The sequence below is a fragment of the Paenibacillus sp. P4_A7 genome (assembly GCF_056402455.1).
In genome coordinates this window covers 18719-38881 of sequence record NZ_JBFUHJ010000026.1, presented here as the reverse complement: position 1 = coordinate 38881, position 20163 = coordinate 18719, and the positions used below count along the sequence as shown (strand labels likewise).

At 41.8% G+C, this 20163-nt stretch carries 19 protein-coding genes and 1 riboswitch; of the genes, 5 read left to right on the top strand and 14 right to left on the bottom strand.

All coding sequences use genetic code 11. From position 1 onward, the window contains the following. Window positions 1-276: 276 nt before the first annotated feature. The 9 genes from AC1DWN_RS06590 to AC1DWN_RS06550 all read right to left on the bottom strand — a co-directional run bounded on the left by AC1DWN_RS06590 (window position 277) and on the right by AC1DWN_RS06550 (window position 7456). A complete protein-coding gene (locus tag AC1DWN_RS06590; protein ID WP_477558123.1) occupies window positions 277-1434 on the bottom strand; it encodes a nucleotidyltransferase domain-containing protein in 1158 nt (385 codons plus the stop codon). Between the two features lie 242 nt (window positions 1435-1676). Beyond that, window positions 1677-1928: a substrate-binding domain-containing protein gene (locus AC1DWN_RS06585; RefSeq protein ID WP_477558125.1), complete on the bottom strand. Its 252-nt coding sequence runs from the start codon at window positions 1926-1928 to the stop codon at window positions 1677-1679. A gap of 316 nt (window positions 1929-2244) precedes the next feature. Beyond that, window positions 2245-2553 (bottom strand): hypothetical protein, encoded by a 309-nt coding sequence (locus AC1DWN_RS06580; RefSeq protein WP_477558122.1) that lies wholly within the window; start codon window positions 2551-2553, stop codon window positions 2245-2247. Window positions 2554-2975: 422 nt separating this feature from the next. Further along, the gene (locus AC1DWN_RS06575; protein WP_477558121.1) at window positions 2976-3527 is read right to left on the bottom strand and encodes a cyclase family protein; all 552 of its coding nucleotides are present in this window, start codon (window positions 3525-3527) and stop codon (window positions 2976-2978) included. 93 nt (window positions 3528-3620) lie between these two features. Then, entirely contained in the window at window positions 3621-4007 is a 387-nt protein-coding gene (locus AC1DWN_RS06570; protein ID WP_477558120.1) for a VOC family protein, read from the bottom strand. 260 nt (window positions 4008-4267) lie between these two features. Then, complete coding sequence (locus AC1DWN_RS06565) at window positions 4268-4675, bottom strand: hypothetical protein (RefSeq protein ID WP_477558119.1); 408 nt, start codon at window positions 4673-4675, stop codon at window positions 4268-4270. Window positions 4676-4845: 170 nt separating this feature from the next. Beyond that, the gene (locus AC1DWN_RS06560; RefSeq protein WP_477558118.1) at window positions 4846-5247 is read right to left on the bottom strand and encodes a hypothetical protein; all 402 of its coding nucleotides are present in this window, start codon (window positions 5245-5247) and stop codon (window positions 4846-4848) included. Window positions 5248-5497: 250 nt separating this feature from the next. After that, window positions 5498-6151, bottom strand: coding sequence for a histidine phosphatase family protein (locus AC1DWN_RS06555; protein WP_477558117.1), 654 nt, complete (start codon window positions 6149-6151; stop codon window positions 5498-5500). Window positions 6152-6682: 531 nt separating this feature from the next. After that, window positions 6683-7456, bottom strand: coding sequence for an SDR family NAD(P)-dependent oxidoreductase (locus tag AC1DWN_RS06550; protein WP_477558116.1), 774 nt, complete (start codon window positions 7454-7456; stop codon window positions 6683-6685). Between the two features lie 572 nt (window positions 7457-8028). Between AC1DWN_RS06550 and AC1DWN_RS06545 the strand changes: the two genes are divergently transcribed. Then, on the top strand, window positions 8029-8634 hold the full coding sequence (locus tag AC1DWN_RS06545) for a hypothetical protein (RefSeq protein WP_477558115.1): 606 nt from the start codon (window positions 8029-8031) through the stop codon (window positions 8632-8634). A gap of 67 nt (window positions 8635-8701) precedes the next feature. Here AC1DWN_RS06545 and AC1DWN_RS06540 read toward each other — a convergent pair whose 3' ends face one another. Further along, complete coding sequence (locus tag AC1DWN_RS06540) at window positions 8702-9163, bottom strand: DinB family protein (RefSeq protein WP_477558114.1); 462 nt, start codon at window positions 9161-9163, stop codon at window positions 8702-8704. Between the two features lie 236 nt (window positions 9164-9399). Between AC1DWN_RS06540 and AC1DWN_RS06535 the strand changes: the two genes are divergently transcribed. After that, a complete protein-coding gene (locus AC1DWN_RS06535) occupies window positions 9400-9864 on the top strand; it encodes a GNAT family N-acetyltransferase (RefSeq protein WP_477558113.1) in 465 nt (154 codons plus the stop codon). A 78-nt stretch (window positions 9865-9942) separates the two neighbouring features. Here the strand turns inward: AC1DWN_RS06535 and AC1DWN_RS06530 are convergent, their stop codons facing one another. After that, a complete protein-coding gene (locus AC1DWN_RS06530; RefSeq protein WP_477558112.1) occupies window positions 9943-10275 on the bottom strand; it encodes a hypothetical protein in 333 nt (110 codons plus the stop codon). Between the two features lie 176 nt (window positions 10276-10451). Next, window positions 10452-10688 (bottom strand): hypothetical protein, encoded by a 237-nt coding sequence (locus AC1DWN_RS06525; protein ID WP_477558111.1) that lies wholly within the window; start codon window positions 10686-10688, stop codon window positions 10452-10454. Window positions 10689-11078: 390 nt separating this feature from the next. Between AC1DWN_RS06525 and AC1DWN_RS06520 the strand changes: the two genes are divergently transcribed. After that, entirely contained in the window at window positions 11079-11291 is a 213-nt protein-coding gene (locus AC1DWN_RS06520; protein ID WP_477558110.1) for a small, acid-soluble spore protein, alpha/beta type, read from the top strand. A gap of 340 nt (window positions 11292-11631) precedes the next feature. Here AC1DWN_RS06520 and AC1DWN_RS06515 read toward each other — a convergent pair whose 3' ends face one another. Then, window positions 11632-13344, bottom strand: a complete 1713-nt coding sequence (locus tag AC1DWN_RS06515; RefSeq protein ID WP_477558109.1) for a methyl-accepting chemotaxis protein — start codon at window positions 13342-13344, stop codon at window positions 11632-11634. 77 nt (window positions 13345-13421) lie between these two features. After that, a riboswitch (cyclic di-GMP riboswitch) is annotated at window positions 13422-13506 on the bottom strand. Window positions 13507-13781: 275 nt separating this feature from the next. On the opposite strand from AC1DWN_RS06515, the gene AC1DWN_RS06510 reads away from it, so the two are divergent. Next, window positions 13782-14813 (top strand): BMP family protein, encoded by a 1032-nt coding sequence (locus AC1DWN_RS06510; protein ID WP_477558108.1) that lies wholly within the window; start codon window positions 13782-13784, stop codon window positions 14811-14813. Window positions 14814-15389: 576 nt separating this feature from the next. Here the strand turns inward: AC1DWN_RS06510 and AC1DWN_RS06505 are convergent. Then, the gene (locus tag AC1DWN_RS06505) at window positions 15390-17687 is read right to left on the bottom strand and encodes a DUF4838 domain-containing protein (protein WP_477558107.1); all 2298 of its coding nucleotides are present in this window, start codon (window positions 17685-17687) and stop codon (window positions 15390-15392) included. Window positions 17688-18495: 808 nt separating this feature from the next. On the opposite strand from AC1DWN_RS06505, the gene AC1DWN_RS06500 reads away from it, so the two are divergent. Further along, on the top strand, window positions 18496-19842 hold the full coding sequence (locus AC1DWN_RS06500; protein WP_477558106.1) for a glycosyltransferase family 2 protein: 1347 nt from the start codon (window positions 18496-18498) through the stop codon (window positions 19840-19842). The last annotated feature ends 321 nt before the right edge of the window (window positions 19843-20163 follow it).

The window sequence follows — 20163 nt, the reverse complement described above, 5'->3', positions numbered from 1 at the left end:
CCGATATAATGCTTGCAAAACATCGGTTTAAAATTACGTTTTTGGCACCATTCGTAGCCACCGACTTTATCGCTTGGTCTTGCTGTTCCAAATTCGACAGTATGCTGCGTAAGTACTTTAGGAGCTTCATATTTTTTCATTTCATTCACCTCCTTTCAAGGAATCTATGTCATATTATAGTGAAAGTCAATGATATTTATAAAATTTAGTAAAATAATACTATGATAAAATGTATTAATACCTGCTTTTTGTATATTTAAAACGAGAATATTCGATTTAATTCTTCTTTTGTTTGGCACAAATGGTTCGAATCCAAAATTGGAGTCTTCTCTTATAGATTTTGGCATAGATTTTGATCATCGGCTCATTCGAATCCGGGACGTCTGATCTATTGGCATACTTTAATAGGTCCAAGGCATAATCTCTTGGCGGCAGCAGTAAATAACGCAGATGCGCCCACTGTTGTTTAACCGAATCGTAGGCGACGAAGGCAGAAAATAGATGGAAGCCATAAAATCGCCAGTTTCTGATCCCGAATTGGGCATTTCGCATCAGTTCGATATTCCAAAGAGGCCAGCGTCTCCGTACGTTTAGCGGCTTGGTTTCATGCAGCTCGGGAAACAAGTCATAGACAATTGTCAGCGCAATTAGTACTTTGGCATAGTTCCCATCACTCTTTGCCTGTGCAAAGAGCTGGCCGTAGTCTATTTCTGCGCTGCAGCATCTCAGGACGTGCAAAATATCGATAACGTACTTCAGTGATAACATATTATGGTTATAGCCATGAAGGCATAGGTAGTAAAAGGTGTCCTTGGCCGAAAGCTCCTTCACCAATTGATAGGGAGAAATCGGTTCTGCATCCATCCAAAAGCTGCTCATATCGGTATCCGAGACATGTTCGCGCAAAATATTCCAATGCAGCTCTACCCCGAGCAGCGGGAAATCCTCATTCGCATAAAATTTATTCAACAGCATATGGAAATGATCCGCATCGTCTTCTATATACCGGATAAACTCATGGCGCTCCAATAGGGCAACCGCCTTATCCAAATCTTCTGGACGTACAAGTAGATCGATATCGGATGTTCCCCTGCCCGAAAAATGTCCAAAAAATCGTTCAGACAACCGAATGCCTTTCAGCACGATCACTTGAATTCCTGAACGCTCAAACGCATCAAGAAGCTTGTACATCTCGGAGCGGATCAGCATGTTTTGAAACAAAACAGCATCCACGCCCGATTTAAGCCTGCTTCGGTGCTCGGAAGGCACGGCTTCCAATAAGCCGCTGCTCTTCAATAAATAATAAACTTGGGGAGCGACTTGGAAAATATCGATATCGTCAATTGCTGCTTTAGCCGTCTCCTCGGAATCAAATAACGGATGTTGGTTTTGGTAGATCCGGCTTATAAGCGTTACCGCTTTCGAGTGTTTCATGAGCCGCTCCCTTCACTTTCGTTATTAAACTAATTTCGGATTTATAATGTCGTTTGTGGGGGTAAGCGTACGCAGCCAATTGTGAAAATTTTCTAATCTTCGAAGATGAATCGGCTATCCGGTGCAAAGATAAAGCGCCTGTCTTCACCGCGCAGTTATGGCATCTCACCACCTATAAAACGAAAAGACCCTCCAAAAAAGGCAATCAGCCTTTCTAGACAGTCTTCTCTTCTCTCTATCTGCTACCTCGTAAAACTTGGATTTACCTGCCCCGTAGACTCCCGATAAAGCAGTTCTCCCGCAACCAGAAGTTTCTCCATCGGTTCCTGCTTGCTCTCGATTCGGCTGATAAGCCGATCAACCGCACGTTTCCCAAGCGCTTCCTTAGGCACATGCACGGTTTTCAAAGCGGGTGTCATCCGGTAAGAGTCATCAATATTGTCGTAACCCGTGACCGATACCTCCTCGGGCACCGATACGCCGAGCTCCTGCAGCGCTTCACCTGTATATAGTTGGATAAAACTTTAATTCAAAAGCGGCACAGAAAATGGGTTAAGACAACAATATCGGGTATTTCATGTCGCTAAAAGGGAGAGTTTCTTGTCGAAATATATCAAATGGTGGTTGTTTAGTAAAACGAAAGACTGACGAYCATTTTATATAGGTCAATTAAGTGTGAAAGGAAGGGAATATGACGACCTAAATACTCCGGCCATTTTATTGAAGATCAAGATAATTATTATGATTGCTGCCTTTATCTTGTATGCCTTACTATTATTGGCTGAAAATGAAAGATGATTGTTTTTCTATTTATTCTGGCATATTATTACGCGGGAAAAAGTTATACACCATAAATGCGCCGAATAATATGAACATGATCGGGCCAAAAATCGCATCTTCTGTAAAACCGACGATTCCTAAAATTATACAAATAAGACCAAACCAGGAAGCCAGCGAACTGACAGTATAGGAATATATGGCGCCAATAAACGTCAGTGTCCGCCCTAAGAATTGTCCTGATATAGGCTCTTTAGCTATATGAATGATACTTAAAACAACGCTCCATAATAATAGTGCTGGGATTCCCCATAAAAGAATCAATCCAAATAACTCTACCATTTTCCACCCTCATTATCCCTAATCCTTTTTTTTGCTTCAAAAATTACATATTAATTATTCTCTTTCCCACTCTTTATTTCCTTCTTCAGCAAACCTTCCCCTATAGTTTAAGTACAGTCCTTCACAATCTCCATCTATTTTAACAAAATCTCCAATTATTTTTAGGAAATATCCTCCACAATATGGCCCTTTAATTGAATAATACAACTGGAGTTTACGAGTCAAAAGAAAAACCCTATATTTATACAGGGTCTTATCAAACTTTATTTTAAATCAACACCAAACAGATCCCTCCTTCTTATTTTATCTTTAGACGCTTCCATTGATTGGAAAGTTTCTCTAAACTGCCAGTTACTTCAATGAAACATCAAAGAGGAGCTGTCCTTTCGGCAGCTCCACATTATCGTCTCCACTAAGACATTTTATGCGTTCATTCCAAGCCCAGCCGGTTCAGCCTCTACCACCGCAACGGCCCGAACCGGGGACCCGTCGCCACAGACGATGCGCAGAGGAAATCCGTAAAACATAAAGTCGGTTCCGCCGGGAAGACGATCCAAACCCTGCAGCCCCGTATACGTCACAATTCCGATTTCCAACAACGCCCGCTCCAGTTCTTCAGACAGTTCGCCGCCGACGAACGGTGGTCGCAGCGCTGCGAGTCGGTCAAAGCATTCTAGCCCGACGGTATCGGCGAAAAACAGACCCCGCCCTTCCGGCCAATTCGGGTCTTCGATCCGTGCTACGCGCGATGCTCCGAAAAATCGCTCCAATGGCATCTCATCCAATGTCGGGGCACCGGGGTGCATGTGTGAAGGCGCGTCCACATGTGTTCCGGTATGGCTACCCATCGAAAGCTGCCGCAGCTCCCAGGTGTGACACTCGTATGTGTGCGTTACCTTGACTTTTACCTCAGGATCGCCAGGAAAAACGGGCATGCCGTCCGCAATCGGCAACGACAAATCGATCACTCTCACTCAGGCGCCTCCTTTCTTGCAAGCTATTATCCAAATCTCACTTCTGTTTGACTTGAACTATCGTTCTCCGTTAGCTCAACAAACTTAAATCGGTCACTTGTCTTTAATTGGTCCTCCAAAACAAAGCCTATACCCATATAAATCTTCAATTAATAAGTCCCTCATATTATAATCCATATTTTGGGGTCCGAAAATAATATTTGCACCCTTTGCTTTTATTTCCTCATAAATGGAATCTACGTCTTCAACCCAAACGTAAGTATCTAGTACCGTCCCAATATCATTATTAGGACGTACTACTCCTTCTGTCTTGTTTTCCTTAAATAAAAAATGAACCCCTTCACGATTAACAAACTCGCCATCGACTGTAAACCCCAATACATTCCTGTAATATTCCTGTGCTTCTGTCATATCTTTCACAATCAAAACGTGCGATGTAAATTTCATATTCTGTTGGTTTCGTAATTCTTGTTCACTCATTCTGAGTTCCTCCTCATATTTTACTTCTAATCTGCTATGTATCACTTTCAGCACATGGCAGGTCATAGAGGCTAGCCCTGCTTCTTGGAAAGATGGATTTTCCTCACAGGTACATTGTTGGATGGGCTTCACACCCCGGATTTGCTCAAATCCGACGCATGCCATCCTATCCTGATAGGGCATGAGGTAACCCTTCACTTCTAATAGAAGCCTCAACTTACAGCGCCTCGTGGCGCACTGAGCTATCGTTCCCCGTTAGTTTAACTTCCCGTGACTTTCAATTCCTTTTTGATAAATGCTTTTATCTCACTTAAGTAAGGGGATTTATAAACAAACCCATCCTTATTCATTAGGACATACATCGGGTACGTCCCTATGTCCAATTTTTTAAATTTTTTACTCAGTTGCTTATTGTAAAGGTGACCTTGCATTTCCGTAATGTTTTCCAGAATTACTTGGTTAGAATGTATGAAAGTTTGCACCTCATCCATCTCATTAAAAGGTGTATCCCCATTATGATAAAACAGATGTAACTTATAATTACTATGTTGGGGTTTTAACTCCTCGATAAACTCACCATATTTTGAACTATTGCAACCACTAAGAATGATTGTTATTGCAAAAAAGCACATTAACAAAGATTTAATCACTTTACCCTTTAATACCATTTAACCACCTCCTTTTATTTGGACGTTTTAAAAGTTCAAATGTTTCGTTATCCTCCGTTAGCTTAATAAAGAAAGGTAGCACTGCCGCAGCAAACTGCTACTTGTTTTTTCAACTATCGTTCTCCGTTAGCTAAATACATGCTTGTTCATCCTGACTCAACTTTCACTTGTCACCAAATTTTCCACCACGGTGTATTTAATTTCTTAACTTCATTAATATCTAATTCAAACCCATCGAATTTTGTATTCGTATCAACTGCGGAAATCATCAATATATCAGCTAGTTCTTCTAATACTTCATTATTCAATCTGCAAACTGGAGTTTTAATTTCTATGATGTAATTTGAACCCTCATCTTGTTTGAATATGGTTACCTCAAATTCAGCTTTAAATTGTGCCTCTAACCCTTTTGCTTGTTCATACAAATTAGAGACTAAATACGCTTTAATACGTCCTTTGTCTCCTTTTCTTATTCCCTTTTCACATATTGTCTGCCAAAGTATTTTTGTAATTTCATGCTGTTTTAGTCTTTCAATCGGGTCGATTTTTTCGATTCCAACATAACCATTCACTAAGGATTCCTCCGAATCTTTAATTAGTTAATATCTATATCCACCGCTTAATGATATTCGCGAGATGATTCGGCTATCCTGCCCGTTAGCTTAACACTAATAACTAGGACATCTGTACAAAATCTCTTATTTTGTGAAGATGTAAAAAAGAGCTGCCGCGGCAGCTCCTTCTTCGTTTGTATAGAGTCCTTCATTGAACTAACGTTCCTCGTCCCTCGGTTTTAAGGGTTTAGTTTAATAGCAAGTCTTATTAAACGATGTGCATTGCACAATTAAACAACTCAAGCTCCCAATCAGAGCCGTTATAGTTGATTATTGTTATAGAGGTATTTTGAAAATGCACTTCTATATTGGCACTGGATATTAAACTTTTCACTGTAAGACCTATTAATGCTCCATGACTCACTACGAGTATGTTTTTATTATGTAAAGAATCTGCAATTTCCGAGATGAACGAAGTTCCTCTATGGATTATTGATACTTCATCCTCGATTCCAAGCGGTAGCTCCTCCCATCTATCTCCCCATCGCTCTATTCGTTCATCTAACGTAGTACCTTCTGTCTCGCCTTTGTACATTTCACGTAATCGCAAATCAGTTTGAACAATCAAACCTAACTTTTCAGCAACAATATTTGCAGTTTCTGTTGCTCGTGAAAGATCGCTTGAAAAGATATGCTCCCATTGTTCCTGTCTCAATCTATTCGCTAATAATCCTGCTTGTAATCTACCAGCTTCATTTAGTGGAATATCACTTTGTCCCTGCGCTTTTCTCTCAATATTCCAACTAGTCTCACCATGCCTTATTAGACAAATACGTGTAATAAATAACAACTCCTTCGTGTAATTACAAGAAAACAACTTAATTAATTCGTAACAAAAATCAAGATATCCTTTATTAAGCAATCCTGCCCGTTAGCTTAATGGGCTGCCGATGCCGATTAGCCTTTTTAAACCACCGTTGGGTTCCCCCTCCCTTCTTTCCGTTTATTAGACAATCATCAAATCGGCTATGAATACAAGTTCTTGTCCTCTGACAGGTTGTTGTCAATCATTCGTGGTCGACCCCGTCTCCGAGGCTTCCTCTATCTCATGACAATGTGTATGGTGATGACCCCGGATTTCGAGTTTTGCAGGGGCGGAATAGGTCGTAAATAAACAGGTGATATTTACATCACAGCAACAGAGTCTCCTATTCGGGTCAACTTTTGCTCTGATCTTTTTTCTAATATTCAATATGAATAGCATCTTCATTTATGTGAATCTGGTTAAACATTACTTTTATTAGTGAAAGTCCCCAAAACCAAGTCACACAACGATAAAAACAAAAAAACGTCTCAAATTATAGTGAGTCTCGTTTTCTAAAATACTATTTTTTTTCAAAAGGCCCAATATAGTATTATTGATAATCTGAGTTAACAGTATCGTACTAACTTTTTAGTAATAAACGGAATTTCCAATGCCGCCGGTTACCGAAATGACATCGCCGCTAATCGATGCCGACAAAGGTGAAGCCAGGAAGGTAACGACATTAGCAATTTCCTCCGCTGTAATCAAGCGACCGAGTGTATTCATTGCCTCTAACTGGCGTAAAGCATCCTCATCAGTAACCCGTTCTCTAAATGTTTCCGTACTTACAACACCTGGATAAACCGCATTGACGGTAATTCCGTGCTTCCCTAATTCCAATGATGCGGATTTTGTTAAATGGACAACAGATGCATTACGCGGACCGGAACTAAAATAACTGCCGCCTATTCTAGCAGCTAAACCGCTTATATTAATGATACGTCCCCAATTATTTTTTATCATATAAGGTGCTACAGCACGGATACTGCGAAAATAGCCCAAATACTTTTCTTCAAAATCTTTCAGAATAAGTTCATCTTTAATGCTGTTAAAATCCTCTGGCATTTGACCGCCAACCCGAGCCCCGCTGTTGATTAGAATATCAATACTCCCCATCGCCGCAGCTGCATTTTCAACCAATTTAAGGATAGAGTCAGGATTCATGGTATCTGCCACAATCGGATAGATATTTCTTTTTGTTTCCTGAGCCAATTCCTCTGCAGCGATTTTTAGCGAGGATTCGTTTCTTGAACAAATCGTACAGTCTACACCTTCCAGAGCCATTTGGCGGGCAATCGCTTTACCAATGCCACGGCTTCCTCCAACAATAAGTGCTTTTTTTCCAGATAACTTTAAGTCCATAGCTGCAACCTCCTAGTTTAAATTAACACGATATACGACATAGTCGAAAGTGATTTTTGTGATTAGTAACTCATTTCTTCATTTAATTCTATCTATAAATAATACTTGAATCAATTTCATAATGAGTACTCCCATTAGCAAGCCGCGAGATCCGCAATATATAATCTTCTATTTAGCTCAGCTATCTTAGCTTTTTGATCAATATCCTTCTTATTCTCATATTATTTAAACAAAAAAAAGAACCAGGAACTAAGACTTTCATTTACCAGAACAATATTTATATTAAGGCTTAAGATCGGAAAAGTTTACAGATTAAGCTTGTTGTCTAATTTCCTTTTGAGACATTTAAAACTCCAGGTCACCACGATGGAGTACATCACATAACCCTACTCATGTCAATACAATCTAGTTACGCGAATCTATGTACCATTCACCTGCTTCATTTGTTTAGTTACTATCTCCAAACCAAATTGTAATTTAACATGGCTTTTGTTAGAAAATCTAGACAAAAAAGGTAAATCATGATTTTATAAGAGTACATAAAAAATTTGAATTATAGGAGTCTGCTTAATATGAGTGATTTAGTAAAATTGCCGAAGGCTGCTGTCTTTGGAGCTGCAAATGGCGTAATGTTCATGACTTTTTTTGGAACGCTTTGGGCTTCCATTGGTATTATTGGTTCACATGAACTTGGAGCTCCATGGTTACTTGTTCTTTCGGGTATTGTGACATTAATCTTACTGATCGGAGCCATTTCGCTTTTTGGTAAAGCTCGTAACATGAACAATGCTGTTACACCGAAAGAAAGGGATCATTGGAAAAAAATAAATCGAAAATTTGGTTTGATCTTTGGTCTAGAAGGTCTTGCGATCTTTATTGCAAGTATGATTTGTAACATAATCAATCATTTTGAAGTCTTTTTCCCTATCATGGCTATCATTGTTGGTATTCATTTTTTTCCTTTAGCTCAATTGTTTCGAGAAAATTTTTATTATGGTACAGGTGTAGTTCTCTGTATTTTAGGGACTATCACTTTCTTTTTACCAATGAACGCCACTCTTGGCAATGTATCTCTGATTGCGACGTCTACTTTTATCGGTTTTGGGTCTGCTTTGACGCTATGGGTGACAGGTTTGAGAATCTGGATAACCATACTCAAACAATTGAAACAAATATAAAAAAAAAGCGATGGGTGAACTATACCTCCAATTGTTAGATACACATAACGTTAGTTCAATCTTCTATTTAAAATAACCCTCGTCCAATCACATTTGCTGAAATTGGTTGAAGCCCAAGTTCTCTTGCCCAAATGGATAGCTGACCCATATGATGAATTTCATGGGCAATCACATGATGCAAGATTTCACCTTTGGTAAAAGGAGCCTCAGTCCACGGAACGCTCACAGTCTCGTTTTCATAATCACTTGACCATGTATTAAGGAATGCCTGTGTTTCTTTGAGCCAAGAATCGGAAAGTTCCTTTACTTGCTGGAGTGTCTGATAGTTCTCAAATTGTACTTGGATATCAGGCTTACCTTGTATACCTCGAATCCAACTATATTCCACGTCTGAAATGTGAAAGAATGTATACAGAATACAACCTGCCCCACCAATTCGATGACGCAACAATTCTTCTATTGGGACTTGCTTGCACAGTTCAAACCATTCATCTCTTACCATCCAGTTATACTGAAACAACTTTATCAACTCATAGCACTCCCAATTTATCAGTTTATATCTATTTATAATTCGTATCGAATAACAGAACTCCTTTGTTGCTAAGCTATCCTGCCCGTTTATGAAATGAGCAAACTACTTTAGCCTGCTCAACAATGTTAGTTATTTAACTAACGTTCCCGTTAGCTTAATATTCTGTCACAAGTATTGACTTCATAAGTCCAATAAATATACAATTTTCGCTAACAAATAATCGAGGTGAATTTATGAAGATTGATTATCTATGTAATAACCCGAAATTTCATGAAACTGTTAGTAATTGGATTTATAAAGAGTTCGTAGTTAAATCGAATAGTAAAATGTCCTTAGAGAAAGTACTAGAATATTTCAGTAATACTAAAACGGACTCATTTCCTATCACTCTTATAGCCTTGCTTGATAACAAATGTGCTGGCACTATTACATTATTTGAGAATGACTTGAAAACCCAAGATTCTCTCCGACCGTGGTTGGGATCACTATTTGTTGAACCAACATATCGAAATAGAGGAATAGCAGAAAAATTAATCAATCAATTAGTAAATATAACAAGAGACTTAGGTTACGAAAAACTCTATCTTCGAACAGAGCATGCTTCGGAATATTATAAAGCAAGAAACTGGGTGTCGTTAGGTAATGCGACTRATGAAAAAGGACAGAATACTGAGATATTTTGTAAACAAACAGTGTAAGAAGCTGTTTGTTTTTTCTATAACAGAGAGTTAAGCGTCCCAAACTAACCTGCACGTTAGCGGATTAAACTGCGATGATTATGATTTGATGGTCTTAGATTTCCACATTCGATATAATCCAACAACTAAAAAGCTAAAAGCATTAACTTCTATAATTCTAGGAAGTAGAGTAAACCAAGCCACTAATTCGCCAATAGTCATATCCATCGGCGGGGGAGTATTACCTCCATCCAATGCATCAATGTATTTATGAATAAAAGGGGAATAAATATAAGGTGAAATTTGATGGGCAATTAAGATAAGAAAGAAATAAAAGCCTGCTGTAAAGGAATGCTTTCTACATTGTATAAGTCCAAATATACACAAAGCTGAAAATATAACAGTGAGTGAAATACTCATAATATTAATCAAAGTACCACCTCCTGAACATATATATATTACCATATTCTTCATTGTAGTTTTTAAGTATCCTGCACGTTAGCTCAACGAGGCTATCGTTTCATATCGGCAGCCTCGTCCTGGTGATTGTTAAGCTATAGTTTCCCGTTAGAGTAACAGAAAACTTTCATTGTTGTACGAAGATGAGGTTATATCGTCAAGTTTCCTGGTTCGAGTTGATATAACTGCCGCTCAGCGTTATCTCTTTGAAAATCGTATGCATTTCGAGTTTCAGTCCTTTCGACATATTGAATACCTGCTTCATTAAGATCGGTCAACACGTCGTTTAACGTCACTTCCGCAAACTGTCCCTGCGTATCTGCTTTACTTCCACAAGCACATAAAATAAAGACTATAAAAATGGAAATAAATAAAGTCTTATTCATCCCCTTTTCCCTCCTTTTTATCTTAGACATGGTTAAAGGTGGGAAGGTTGCGTTAACCTGCCCGATAGTTTAATGTCGTTGATGCCATCATTTTACCATACGATTCTTTCCAGCTGGTTAAGTAATCAGACCGGTACGGTTGATCAAGGCTAACGATACATGTTCTTGTCCATTTCGGCGTTGGAGATAGGTTCTATTCCTACTACAATAGATACTCCTACTACTACCATATTTTCCGGGATTTCACCTTCTAGGTGGTATACGTTAATGAACGTATGTATAAAACCATATGTACATTTCATTTATTTCACTTCTAATTCCAATAATTGATGTATAAAAAGCAAAACAATCCACAAAATAACTTCACATCCAGTTAAGGAGTGAACATACATGAGCAGAAAAAGTTTAGTCGTTCCACAAGCACAAGCAGCACTTGACCAAATGAAATATGAGGTAGCACAACAGTTTGGCATTCAGTGGTCCCCAGATGGTTACAATGGGAATATGACAACTCGTGATGCAGGTACTATTGGTGGAAACATCACAAGAACTTTAATTCAAATTGCAGAACAATCTCTTGGTTCAGGGACAAGAAGATTCTAATTTAAAATTAAAAAATAGCCCTCCTCAATCTCATAAAGAGACTAGGAGGGCTATTTGAAGTTCAGTTGCTGTTCATCTTGTTTAATGAGCTATAACTACTCAGCATTTAGTTGTCGGGATCGACATTGCCCAGCAGATGCATCTCTCCAAATTGCTAAGTTGCACCCTAGCGATAGGCTTCAATCTTGATTTCAATAACTGTTAAGTGTAAGAATTCTCTATTAGTCTCCCTTTTTTAAAATCAAGAAGTTCATAACAACGAATAGCTGACAGGTTAAAAACCGCCGTTGGTTKMAACCAACGGCGGTTTTTCATTACACAGCCTCCGGCAACGGGGCGATCAACTCTTAAAACGTAAAGTCATATCGTGCAGTTCTTGAGCCATACGCGTCAACGCATTCACGGATTCCGAAACTTCTTCCATCGTAGCTAATTGCTGCTCTGAAGCGGCAGCTACACTTTCTGTCTTCGAGAAGGCAGCTTCCGTAATGCTGTTCATATCGTGGAGAGAAGCGGTAATTTCCTCTGTGCCTGCCGACATTTGTTGTGATGCGGCAGATACCTCCTCCATCTGATAAGCCACCTGCTGCACCCCATTCATAATGTTGCGGAATGCCTCTCCTGCTTCCTGCATAATCACAGTTCCGTGTTCGACCTCTATGCTGCCTTTTTCCATGGCGACAACCGCAGAACGAGTTTCACCTTGAATTTGCTGAATGATCACCGCGATTTGTTCCGCCGATTGTCTGGATTGCTCCGCCAGCTTCCGAACCTCGTCGGCAACGACGGCAAAGCCTCTCCCGTGTTCGCCCGCTCTTGCAGCTTCAATCGCGGCATTCAATGCAAGCAAATTCGTCTGCATCGAAATATCGGTAATAACATCTACGATTTGACCGATTTCATGAGATCGTATACCCAGTTGGTTAACAACCTTGGCCGAACCGTTGACCGATTCTCGGATCAAATCCATTTGGGACATCGCTTTCTGGATCGAAATATTGCCTTCCTGGGCTTCCTTGGAAGCTTCCATTGACATTGCGGATACATTGCCCGAAAATTCTGCAATCCGATTAACGCCGGTCGCCATCTCTTCCATTGCTCTTACGCTTTCGATAGAGCTTTGCATCTGCTGATCGGCACCTCCAGCAATGTCTTGAATGGCCGCAACGACATGATGGGTAGTTTGGCTGGATTGTTCGGAGCTTGCTGCCAATTGCTCCGAGCTTGCAGACAAGTTCTGAGACTCGAGGACGATCTTGGCAATGATTTCTCTCAAGCTGGTGATCATTCCATTGAAATCCTTTGAAAGAAGACCGATTTCGTCTTTCGATTGGTATGTAGCGTTAACCGTTAAATCCCCGTCCTGCGCTTTTGCCATCAATTGCTGGATGGTGCGGACAGGTCTTGTGATCATGTTAGAAATGCCATATCCGATCAAGGAACATAAAATGACGGCAAGTAGGGTAACGACAACGATGATCGATGTAGCCAGCTTGGAGCTTTGAAGACTTTTCTCATAAAAGATTTTTGCGTCGTCTTCATTGAACTTAACAACGTTCTCCAGGCTTTTGATCATTTCTGCACGGACCGGCTTGAACGAATTTACATATTCCTTATGCGCTGCTTCTTTTTGATTGGCAACTGCCAAGTTATCCACTTTTTTCTTGGCTTCGTTGTTTTTAGGGATCAAATCGATAAAGCTTTGGTACTGCTCTTGTGCTCTCGAAGACAACGTGATCTGCTCGAGACTTTTTCGTATCACCTGATTTTTATCGCGGGTCTGAACAATTTGCTGTTGGATTTGCTTAATGATAGCCTCGTCTTTCGCCAGCAACAGTTCAAGCTGCAAAGCATCCATTTGCGAATTACCGAACAGAAGTCCTTCGACCAGGCTGTTCGGAATCAAGGTTTCTTCGTACATAGCACGGGCATTGCTAGCCATCTTGTTCATGACGAAAAAGCCCGTAATGCCGATAATGAGAAGGAAAATAATGGAAAGTCCAAGCATTCCCCCAATTTTCGTTTTGATTCGTAAATCCTGAATATATTTCATGATCCAAGCATCCCCCATTAAGATATTGTAAAATAAAAAAGTCCACCCCAAAAGAAAGAGATGGACGTCCTCCAATTTTCGGTGACCCGGCTGCCGTAGATCGAAATCCTTAGGCCCGTAGCTTTGCGTCCCCCTCTTTCGAGAAGTATGCCTTTTCGTGATATGGGTATATCTATTGGCCAAAGTATAATATAGCTTTTTGGGATATACAAGACCTTTTTACTAAAACTAAATACTACTTTAGATACCGTTATGTCAGAATTTAGGTCAATTGTCACGGTCTATATAGGGAGTAAAGAACTGCTAATGGCGTTATTTCGCAATTATTAGGTTTATTCCCCTTATTTTTCTTCGGCATAATTTGACAAAAAATGAAGACTAGTTTATTCTCTGATTTGTCCGGACAAAACTACTTTTTTGGAAATGAGGGGTACATCTTGAGAAAATTACTATCGAAATTGGCTTTGTCGAGCTTGGCTATGGCACTTGTATTTTCATCCGGGTTGTCTACTGTAGAAGCTAGCAAGGACCCATCACACACCAATAATAAAAAAGCTAAAGTCGCATTGTTGATTCCAGGTTCATCCAAGGATGGCGGTTTTATGGAATCTGCTTACCGTGGATTAGTGAAGGCAGAAGAGGATTTCAAAATCAAGGCGACGTTTGTGGAAAATATCCCGCATGACACCGCTCAAATTGCGGATGCATTGCGCAAATTGGCTAAGAAAAACCCGGATATGATCATTGCTCATGCAGGGCAAAGCTCGGAAGCCGTGAAGTTGGTAGCTAAAGAATTTCCAAAAATAAAATTTGTTAATACACAAACGAATTTGACCGGCGATAATCTGTCCAGCTATCAGGTAAAACAGGAAGAATCCGCATGGCTGGCAGGCGCAGCTGCAGGACTTCTGACAAAAACGAATGTGGTTTCTCATATTTCCGGTGCACGCGTAGGTCCTGGTCTGTTGGGACGCGCAGCATTTGCCGACGGTTTGAAATACACGAATCCTGAAGCAACGTTCCTTACCACGTTTACAGGCAATCAAGAAGATGCCGCTTTGGCGAAAAGTGTTGCGCAAGCGCAAATTAACGCGGGGTCGGATATGATCTTTACTATGTTGAATAAGGCTCGTTCCGGTGTTACGGAAGCGGCACGCGAGAATGGCGTGTATCAATTCGCTAACGTTCGTGATTATTATGCCGATGCACCCGATGTTTTCATTGGATCTGCGATTTCGGATGCAAGCTTGACAGTATATGGAGCAATTAAAGATTTGACGGAAGGCACGTGGAAGCCGAATACAGTGAAAAAAATCGGACTTGAAAATCCGGATGCCGTTCGACTTGCCCTGTCACCTTTTGTTCCACAAGATGTGAAGGATAAAATTGTAGCGTTCGCCGAGAAAATCGAATCAGGTGAAATTGTTATTCCTTCAGAATATACCGGTCCTGAATTTCCAGCTAACTAGAACTGCGTTCGGAAAATGAATTGCTAAGTGAGTCTCTTAGTTCGTATGTTGAGCACTTCTTTAATCCCGAGAGGGGTTAGAGAAGTGTTTTTCTTTTTTTCATGTCCGATTGTTGGTACTGTCATTAAGATAAAAAAAGGCCGACAGTCCGTCAGTCCTGTAATTTTCCGATTTTCCTTTAGTACGGAAGCGCTCCGAATGGAGTATCTAAAGTCTATTTGGAAACACCATATGCGATCCTTACCCAATTTTCATCTTTGTAAGGAGCATTCGCTAGTTCGATCATTTGTACTGATGTTAAAGACTCAAGGTCGACATTCGCCAACCAGCATTTTTAATTGCAGTGAGTAGGCTTTTCATACAGCTTCCATAATTCACCCAGGTACATAGAGAAACCCTCCCATAATATAAACCTATTAGATCTAGGTTCAATTGAAATGGAAGGGTTTAATCACTTTATTGCACTAACGTTCTCCATTAGTTTAACCATCTATAGCAAACTAAAACTTACCCGCCCCAAAATTACATTATGTAAATTCAAGACAGCCTTCTCGATCGAAAAACGCAAAACTTGAGCTACTGCCTTACGGCAATGACACGGTCTACATATAAATTTTGAATAGCCGTTGAGTTGGGGGGCGCTAACCACAGGTACTGGTTTGACACCGTAGGATCGTACTCGTAAATCCACGGGAATTCGACGAAATGATAGTTTCCGTCCGCTACACCTGCGTAATCCATCGACGCCCGATTAGCCATCGGCGGATAGATGCCATAGTCAAACGCCTTGCTTCCGGTTGAACCGTCACCAGGGTCAACGCGGACATTGGCGTACAGCTTCCACCGACCTTCGCGCGGCAGGACATAATTGGGCAATTGAATGGCCCATGCATTCGTACTGCCTTTGACTCTGGCGGCGGCATTGTCCGAAGCCTCCGGATCTTGCACGATGGTCGTACCCACGGGATCGTACAGCTGGAAAGAGTCATCCTGATAATCCACCCAATCCGTTCCGGGCAAATGCTTGACAAAATCAGGCACCGGCGGAATAGTCCGGCGGATTTCGAACAGATTATAGAGGGCTTCCATCTTTCCATTGATCTTGTAATGTTTAATATCCGCCGTATAAGTTTTGAATCTAGCGTAACGGTTGTCGAAATCGACTTCCCAATCGATATTTCGTTTCCTGGCTTCCTGCATAAAGTCGACGCTGCGCAGCAAAATAACGTAGTCCACTTCGATACGCGTCCTTTGTACATGCTTCAGAAATTCGGGATTGTCCGCTACCGCCGCCGCGGCCTGGGCAAACAATTCATCCGCATGGCGCATCACGTCAAAAGAAAGATAGGAAGACATGATCGGCGTGGAGATCGTGAGCTTGGAATCACTCTGCGCAAACGCTTCGTGCAGCACTTTAATATACTCGCTGATGTACGGCGCGGCGTCCCCGTAGTAGCCACTGACAAATTCTTCGATTAACTGGCGGTAATCCTGATTCGGATTCCAGAGAAGCCGGGCGCCAATCCATGTGCGCAAGTCAGTAAGCCCGGTACTGGCAGGCGCATGGATACTGTGCATATGCTGGCCGAAATAGCCTTTGAAAGCAGGGATTTGAGCTAGGGACTGGATCGTCTCGCTCATCGCATAAAGATTTGGATATGGCATCAAGTAGCCGCCGCCCATAAAATCGGTGATATAATCCCACATCAAAATGTCATCCGAAATATTTGCCCATTGTTTGGCATTTTCTCTGGAAAACCGATTTTTCGGATCGTCTATCGCCCGGCCGTGGTCTTTAAAGATTGGAGCAAACGTAATCACCACGTTGTCGGGCACCGTCAGGCCGGTCGGCGCCTGTTCAGTGAACATATAAGCGAGCGTGCCAATTCGCGAATTCGGAATCCTGTCTTTGACCCGCTTCGCGACGTCGCCGACCATATCGAATATGGGAGCGGCCAGCGTACCGCCGTGCTGGTCGGCAAACGCCTTACTTTCCGGATCCGGAGTCCAGGTAGTGTCCATTTGGCTGAAGCTGTAGGAGGCGTCTTTCCCTTCACTGATCCTTTGGTTAATGATATTTACCAGGTTATCAGCGGCTATGCGCCGAACGTCTTCATTCATTGCCAACAGTTGTCCGCCGTTATGGTACTGGGTTTGCGGCACGATTTTTTGGAAATTGTGAACGTCGTACGGCCAATAATTGGACCAGCTGTTCAGCGACGGTTCCGACCCGGGAACACGGCCGTAAAACTTTCCGTTCAGCAGATTATGCGCGCGATAGTGTTCATCGTTGCCATCGTTGACATATATTTCGCGATATTCAAAACGTGGCACCTGCACATCATTATCTACGTTAAGCAGCAATTTGGATTTGTTAGGGACGAAAGTGTACTGCGGGGAATACCATTTTAGACCGACGTAATGATCCAGAAAGTAATTTACTCCATACATCGTCCCGCGGGAATGGCTGCCGGCAATGACGATATATTGTCCGGTTTTGCGAATGACGAAACCGTCTTCCCCGAGCGTATCGCCCGCCAGTTCCGGAATCAGGTTTTCGGTCATAGCATTCCTTCCGACAAGCACCGTTGGACCATTGGGCAGGTTGACGCCAACCGATAGTTGAAATGGGGCTCCCGTGACCTTTGTTAAATAATTTACCAGCTCTTCGGCCGCATTACGTTCTATGTCGCCAGCATCGGAAATGACAAACACTTCATAGATGGCACGACCGTTGTTGGCCAGCATCGCTTTCTTTCCGTCTTTAAGGCTAATCTCTGCTGTTGGGGTGTCTTGGGCAAACGCAATACTGTTCAATGTGATCAAAACGAAAACGAAATATAAAATACCAGCTATTGTTTTTCTCGCCAACATAATCGCCTCCGATTATTCGTTATACTACATGACAAATCGCCGGCTTCCAATGGTTAGCGGGAATCCGCTTCTCATTCAACCGCTGTCAATTCAAATAACTGTCTTCCATATTCGTTTCTTCCCTTTTTCTGAACGATCCGACTATCCGTCGGTTGCATTTTGCGGCAAGAAAGCGCACTTTTACGGTAAAATTTTGTTAAAAAAGAAAGTGCGGCTTCCTTATTAGCCGGAAGTGTATTACTCTTTCAATCCCCACTCCGACGATGCCAGCTCACCTCCGCTTCTGAGCGACGCCAGCCCGCGCCCTCCGCCGCGAATTTACCGGCCATTGCCTGGTCGAACCCCGAGCCTCCGCCGGAAATCAACACAACCTTTTCTCTCATGTTCGGTTCCCTCCTCCATGAATCTGCCTTGCCTGCCACCTCCTTAGCATAGCGGACCTCCCGGCGGCGATAAACCTGTCAATCGATAAGTTTGGCGGGATGATTCAGTCGATTTCCGGCGGAGTCCGAATCCAAACAAAAAACACCCTCTGTCAAAAAGGGTGTCTACAACCAAACTATATGCGATCGTCCAAAAGCAGGCGGATGAACGTATAGCCATGCTCCGTCCTTCCCCACTCTCATCATCATCAACAGTAATAGACAAACTTACATCATTAGCTCGCTTATTGACACCATCTGGCTCATTTGTTCCTTTTTTCGTCACAATTTAAAGTGAATTATGGGACTTACTATACTGGTATCCCCTCTTACTCGCCTCCCTCTCCGAATGCTCTACTGGAATCGAATTATTGGAGAGTGAGAAAATGCAGTCTAAATTGATTACCAACAGGAGACATGACAAACAACTTACACGTGCTGCTGAACCGTATTTAGGGAAATTTTGGATAAGCCAGATGGTGGCTATCGGTTGGCTTCTATTCGTAATCTGGATATCCCAGCCGTGGATCCATCAATTATCACATTCAACAGGCATGATCGCCGCCTATATGATTATTGCGGGTATCGCCTATTTACCTGGATATATCAGTGCATTCACTCTGACCAGCTTGTTAATGGACAAGAAAGCAAAGCTCCCTAAAGAGAACCCTTCTATTCCAATCACAATATTAATCGCAGCCAGGAATGAGGAGATGGGAATCGGTGAAACGCTTGAACACATTGCCCGGCAAGAATACTTAGGACTTATTAAAATTATTCTCATCGATAACGGCTCTACGGATGGAACCGTGGAAACTGCCAGGCAAACCGCAGAGCGGACGGGACTGTCCCTGATTATTCTTCATGAGGAAACCCCGGGAAAGCACAATGCTTTAAACCGCGGCTTGAAAGAAGTAAACACTCCTTACCTGATTACACTGGATGCAGATACGTTCTTGCACCCTCTCGCCATTCGGTTTTTAGCTGCAAAGCTGCAGAGCTCAAGCCCTGACGTACATGCTGTTGCTGGCTCTCTGCTTGTACAGAATAATCGTAGTTCGTTTCTGGCCCGCATTCAGGAATGGGAATATTACTTAAGTATCGCTTCAATCAAACGAATGCAAAGTATTTATCAATCTACCCTAGTAGCCCAAGGAGCCTTCAGCATCTTTCGCTCGGATGCGGTCAAAGCAGCTGGAGGTTGGCCGGATTCCATCGGCGAGGATATCGTCCTAACGTGGAAATTTTTCGAGAATCATGGACGTGTATGTTTTGAGCCGGCTGCCATCGCTTTTACAGAAGTTCCTGAATCTTTCGTCCATTTAATCCGGCAGCGTAAACGGTGGGCGCGAGGAATGATTGAAGCACTCAAACAAGTTTCCCCTTGGAAGATCCAGAACCCGACAAGCCGTTTTTTTACAGGACTCGATTTGGTCATTCCTTATATTGACTTGACCTTTACCTTAATTTGGATACCAGGATTAGTTCTTTGCGCTTTCGGATATTATGGAGTAGTCGGACCCAATTCCATCTTGGTATTACCTGTGACACTAATCATTTTTTATTTACTTCATCTATATCAGAAAAGACCGTTGGGACAACTTGGCATCCATCAAAAGAAAAGCTTTGTAGGGCTGTTGGGCTTCATATTCTTATTCCCAATGATCATCGCCCCTGTGGCTCTATCCGGTTATGTGGAAGAGATTTTCAAGCAAAAACGCGTATGGAAATGATTGTCTGAAATTCAATCTAACGCTTAATTATTGATAATTCGTAACTCTTCATTAAACTTGTTAGTCTCAGATTTATCCCAACAGGAAGAACTTGAATGTGGCAAGGTATCATTGTTCACGCTATTTGAATCGTTAATCACCATCAGTGACGTGAGTGTTTGCATGCCAATCAGGTCAATATGGTGATACTGCGGTGAGGCTCTGCCTAGATGCCCTATATCTCGTTATTCTGCTAGTTAGCTGAACAGGCTGCCGATATTACCGGCAGCCTCTTGTCATTGCACTATCGTGTCCCGTTAGCGCAATGACTTGTCTGAGATC

Bases quoted from the DNA above. Each gene is read 5' to 3' on its own strand.
- AC1DWN_RS06525 (WP_477558111.1), bottom strand. From the start codon at position 10,688: ATGAATAAGACTTTATTTATTTCCATTTTTATAGTCTTTATTTTATGT.
- AC1DWN_RS06515 (WP_477558109.1), bottom strand. From the start codon at position 13,344: ATGAAATATATTCAGGATTTACGAATCAAAACGAAAATTGGGGGAATG.
- AC1DWN_RS06505 (WP_477558107.1), bottom strand. From the start codon at position 17,687: ATGTTGGCGAGAAAAACAATAGCTGGTATTTTATATTTCGTTTTCGTT.
- AC1DWN_RS06545 (WP_477558115.1), top strand. From the start codon at position 8,029: ATGAGTGATTTAGTAAAATTGCCGAAGGCTGCTGTCTTTGGAGCTGCA.
- AC1DWN_RS06550 (WP_477558116.1), bottom strand. From the start codon at position 7,456: ATGGACTTAAAGTTATCTGGAAAAAAAGCACTTATTGTTGGAGGAAGC.
- AC1DWN_RS06520 (WP_477558110.1), top strand. From the start codon at position 11,079: ATGAGCAGAAAAAGTTTAGTCGTTCCACAAGCACAAGCAGCACTTGAC.
- AC1DWN_RS06565 (WP_477558119.1), bottom strand. From the start codon at position 4,675: ATGGTATTAAAGGGTAAAGTGATTAAATCTTTGTTAATGTGCTTTTTT.
- AC1DWN_RS06570 (WP_477558120.1), bottom strand. From the start codon at position 4,007: ATGAGTGAACAAGAATTACGAAACCAACAGAATATGAAATTTACATCG.
- AC1DWN_RS06500 (WP_477558106.1), top strand. From the start codon at position 18,496: ATGCAGTCTAAATTGATTACCAACAGGAGACATGACAAACAACTTACA.
- AC1DWN_RS06590 (WP_477558123.1), bottom strand. From the start codon at position 1,434: ATGAAACACTCGAAAGCGGTAACGCTTATAAGCCGGATCTACCAAAAC.
- AC1DWN_RS06580 (WP_477558122.1), bottom strand. From the start codon at position 2,553: ATGGTAGAGTTATTTGGATTGATTCTTTTATGGGGAATCCCAGCACTA.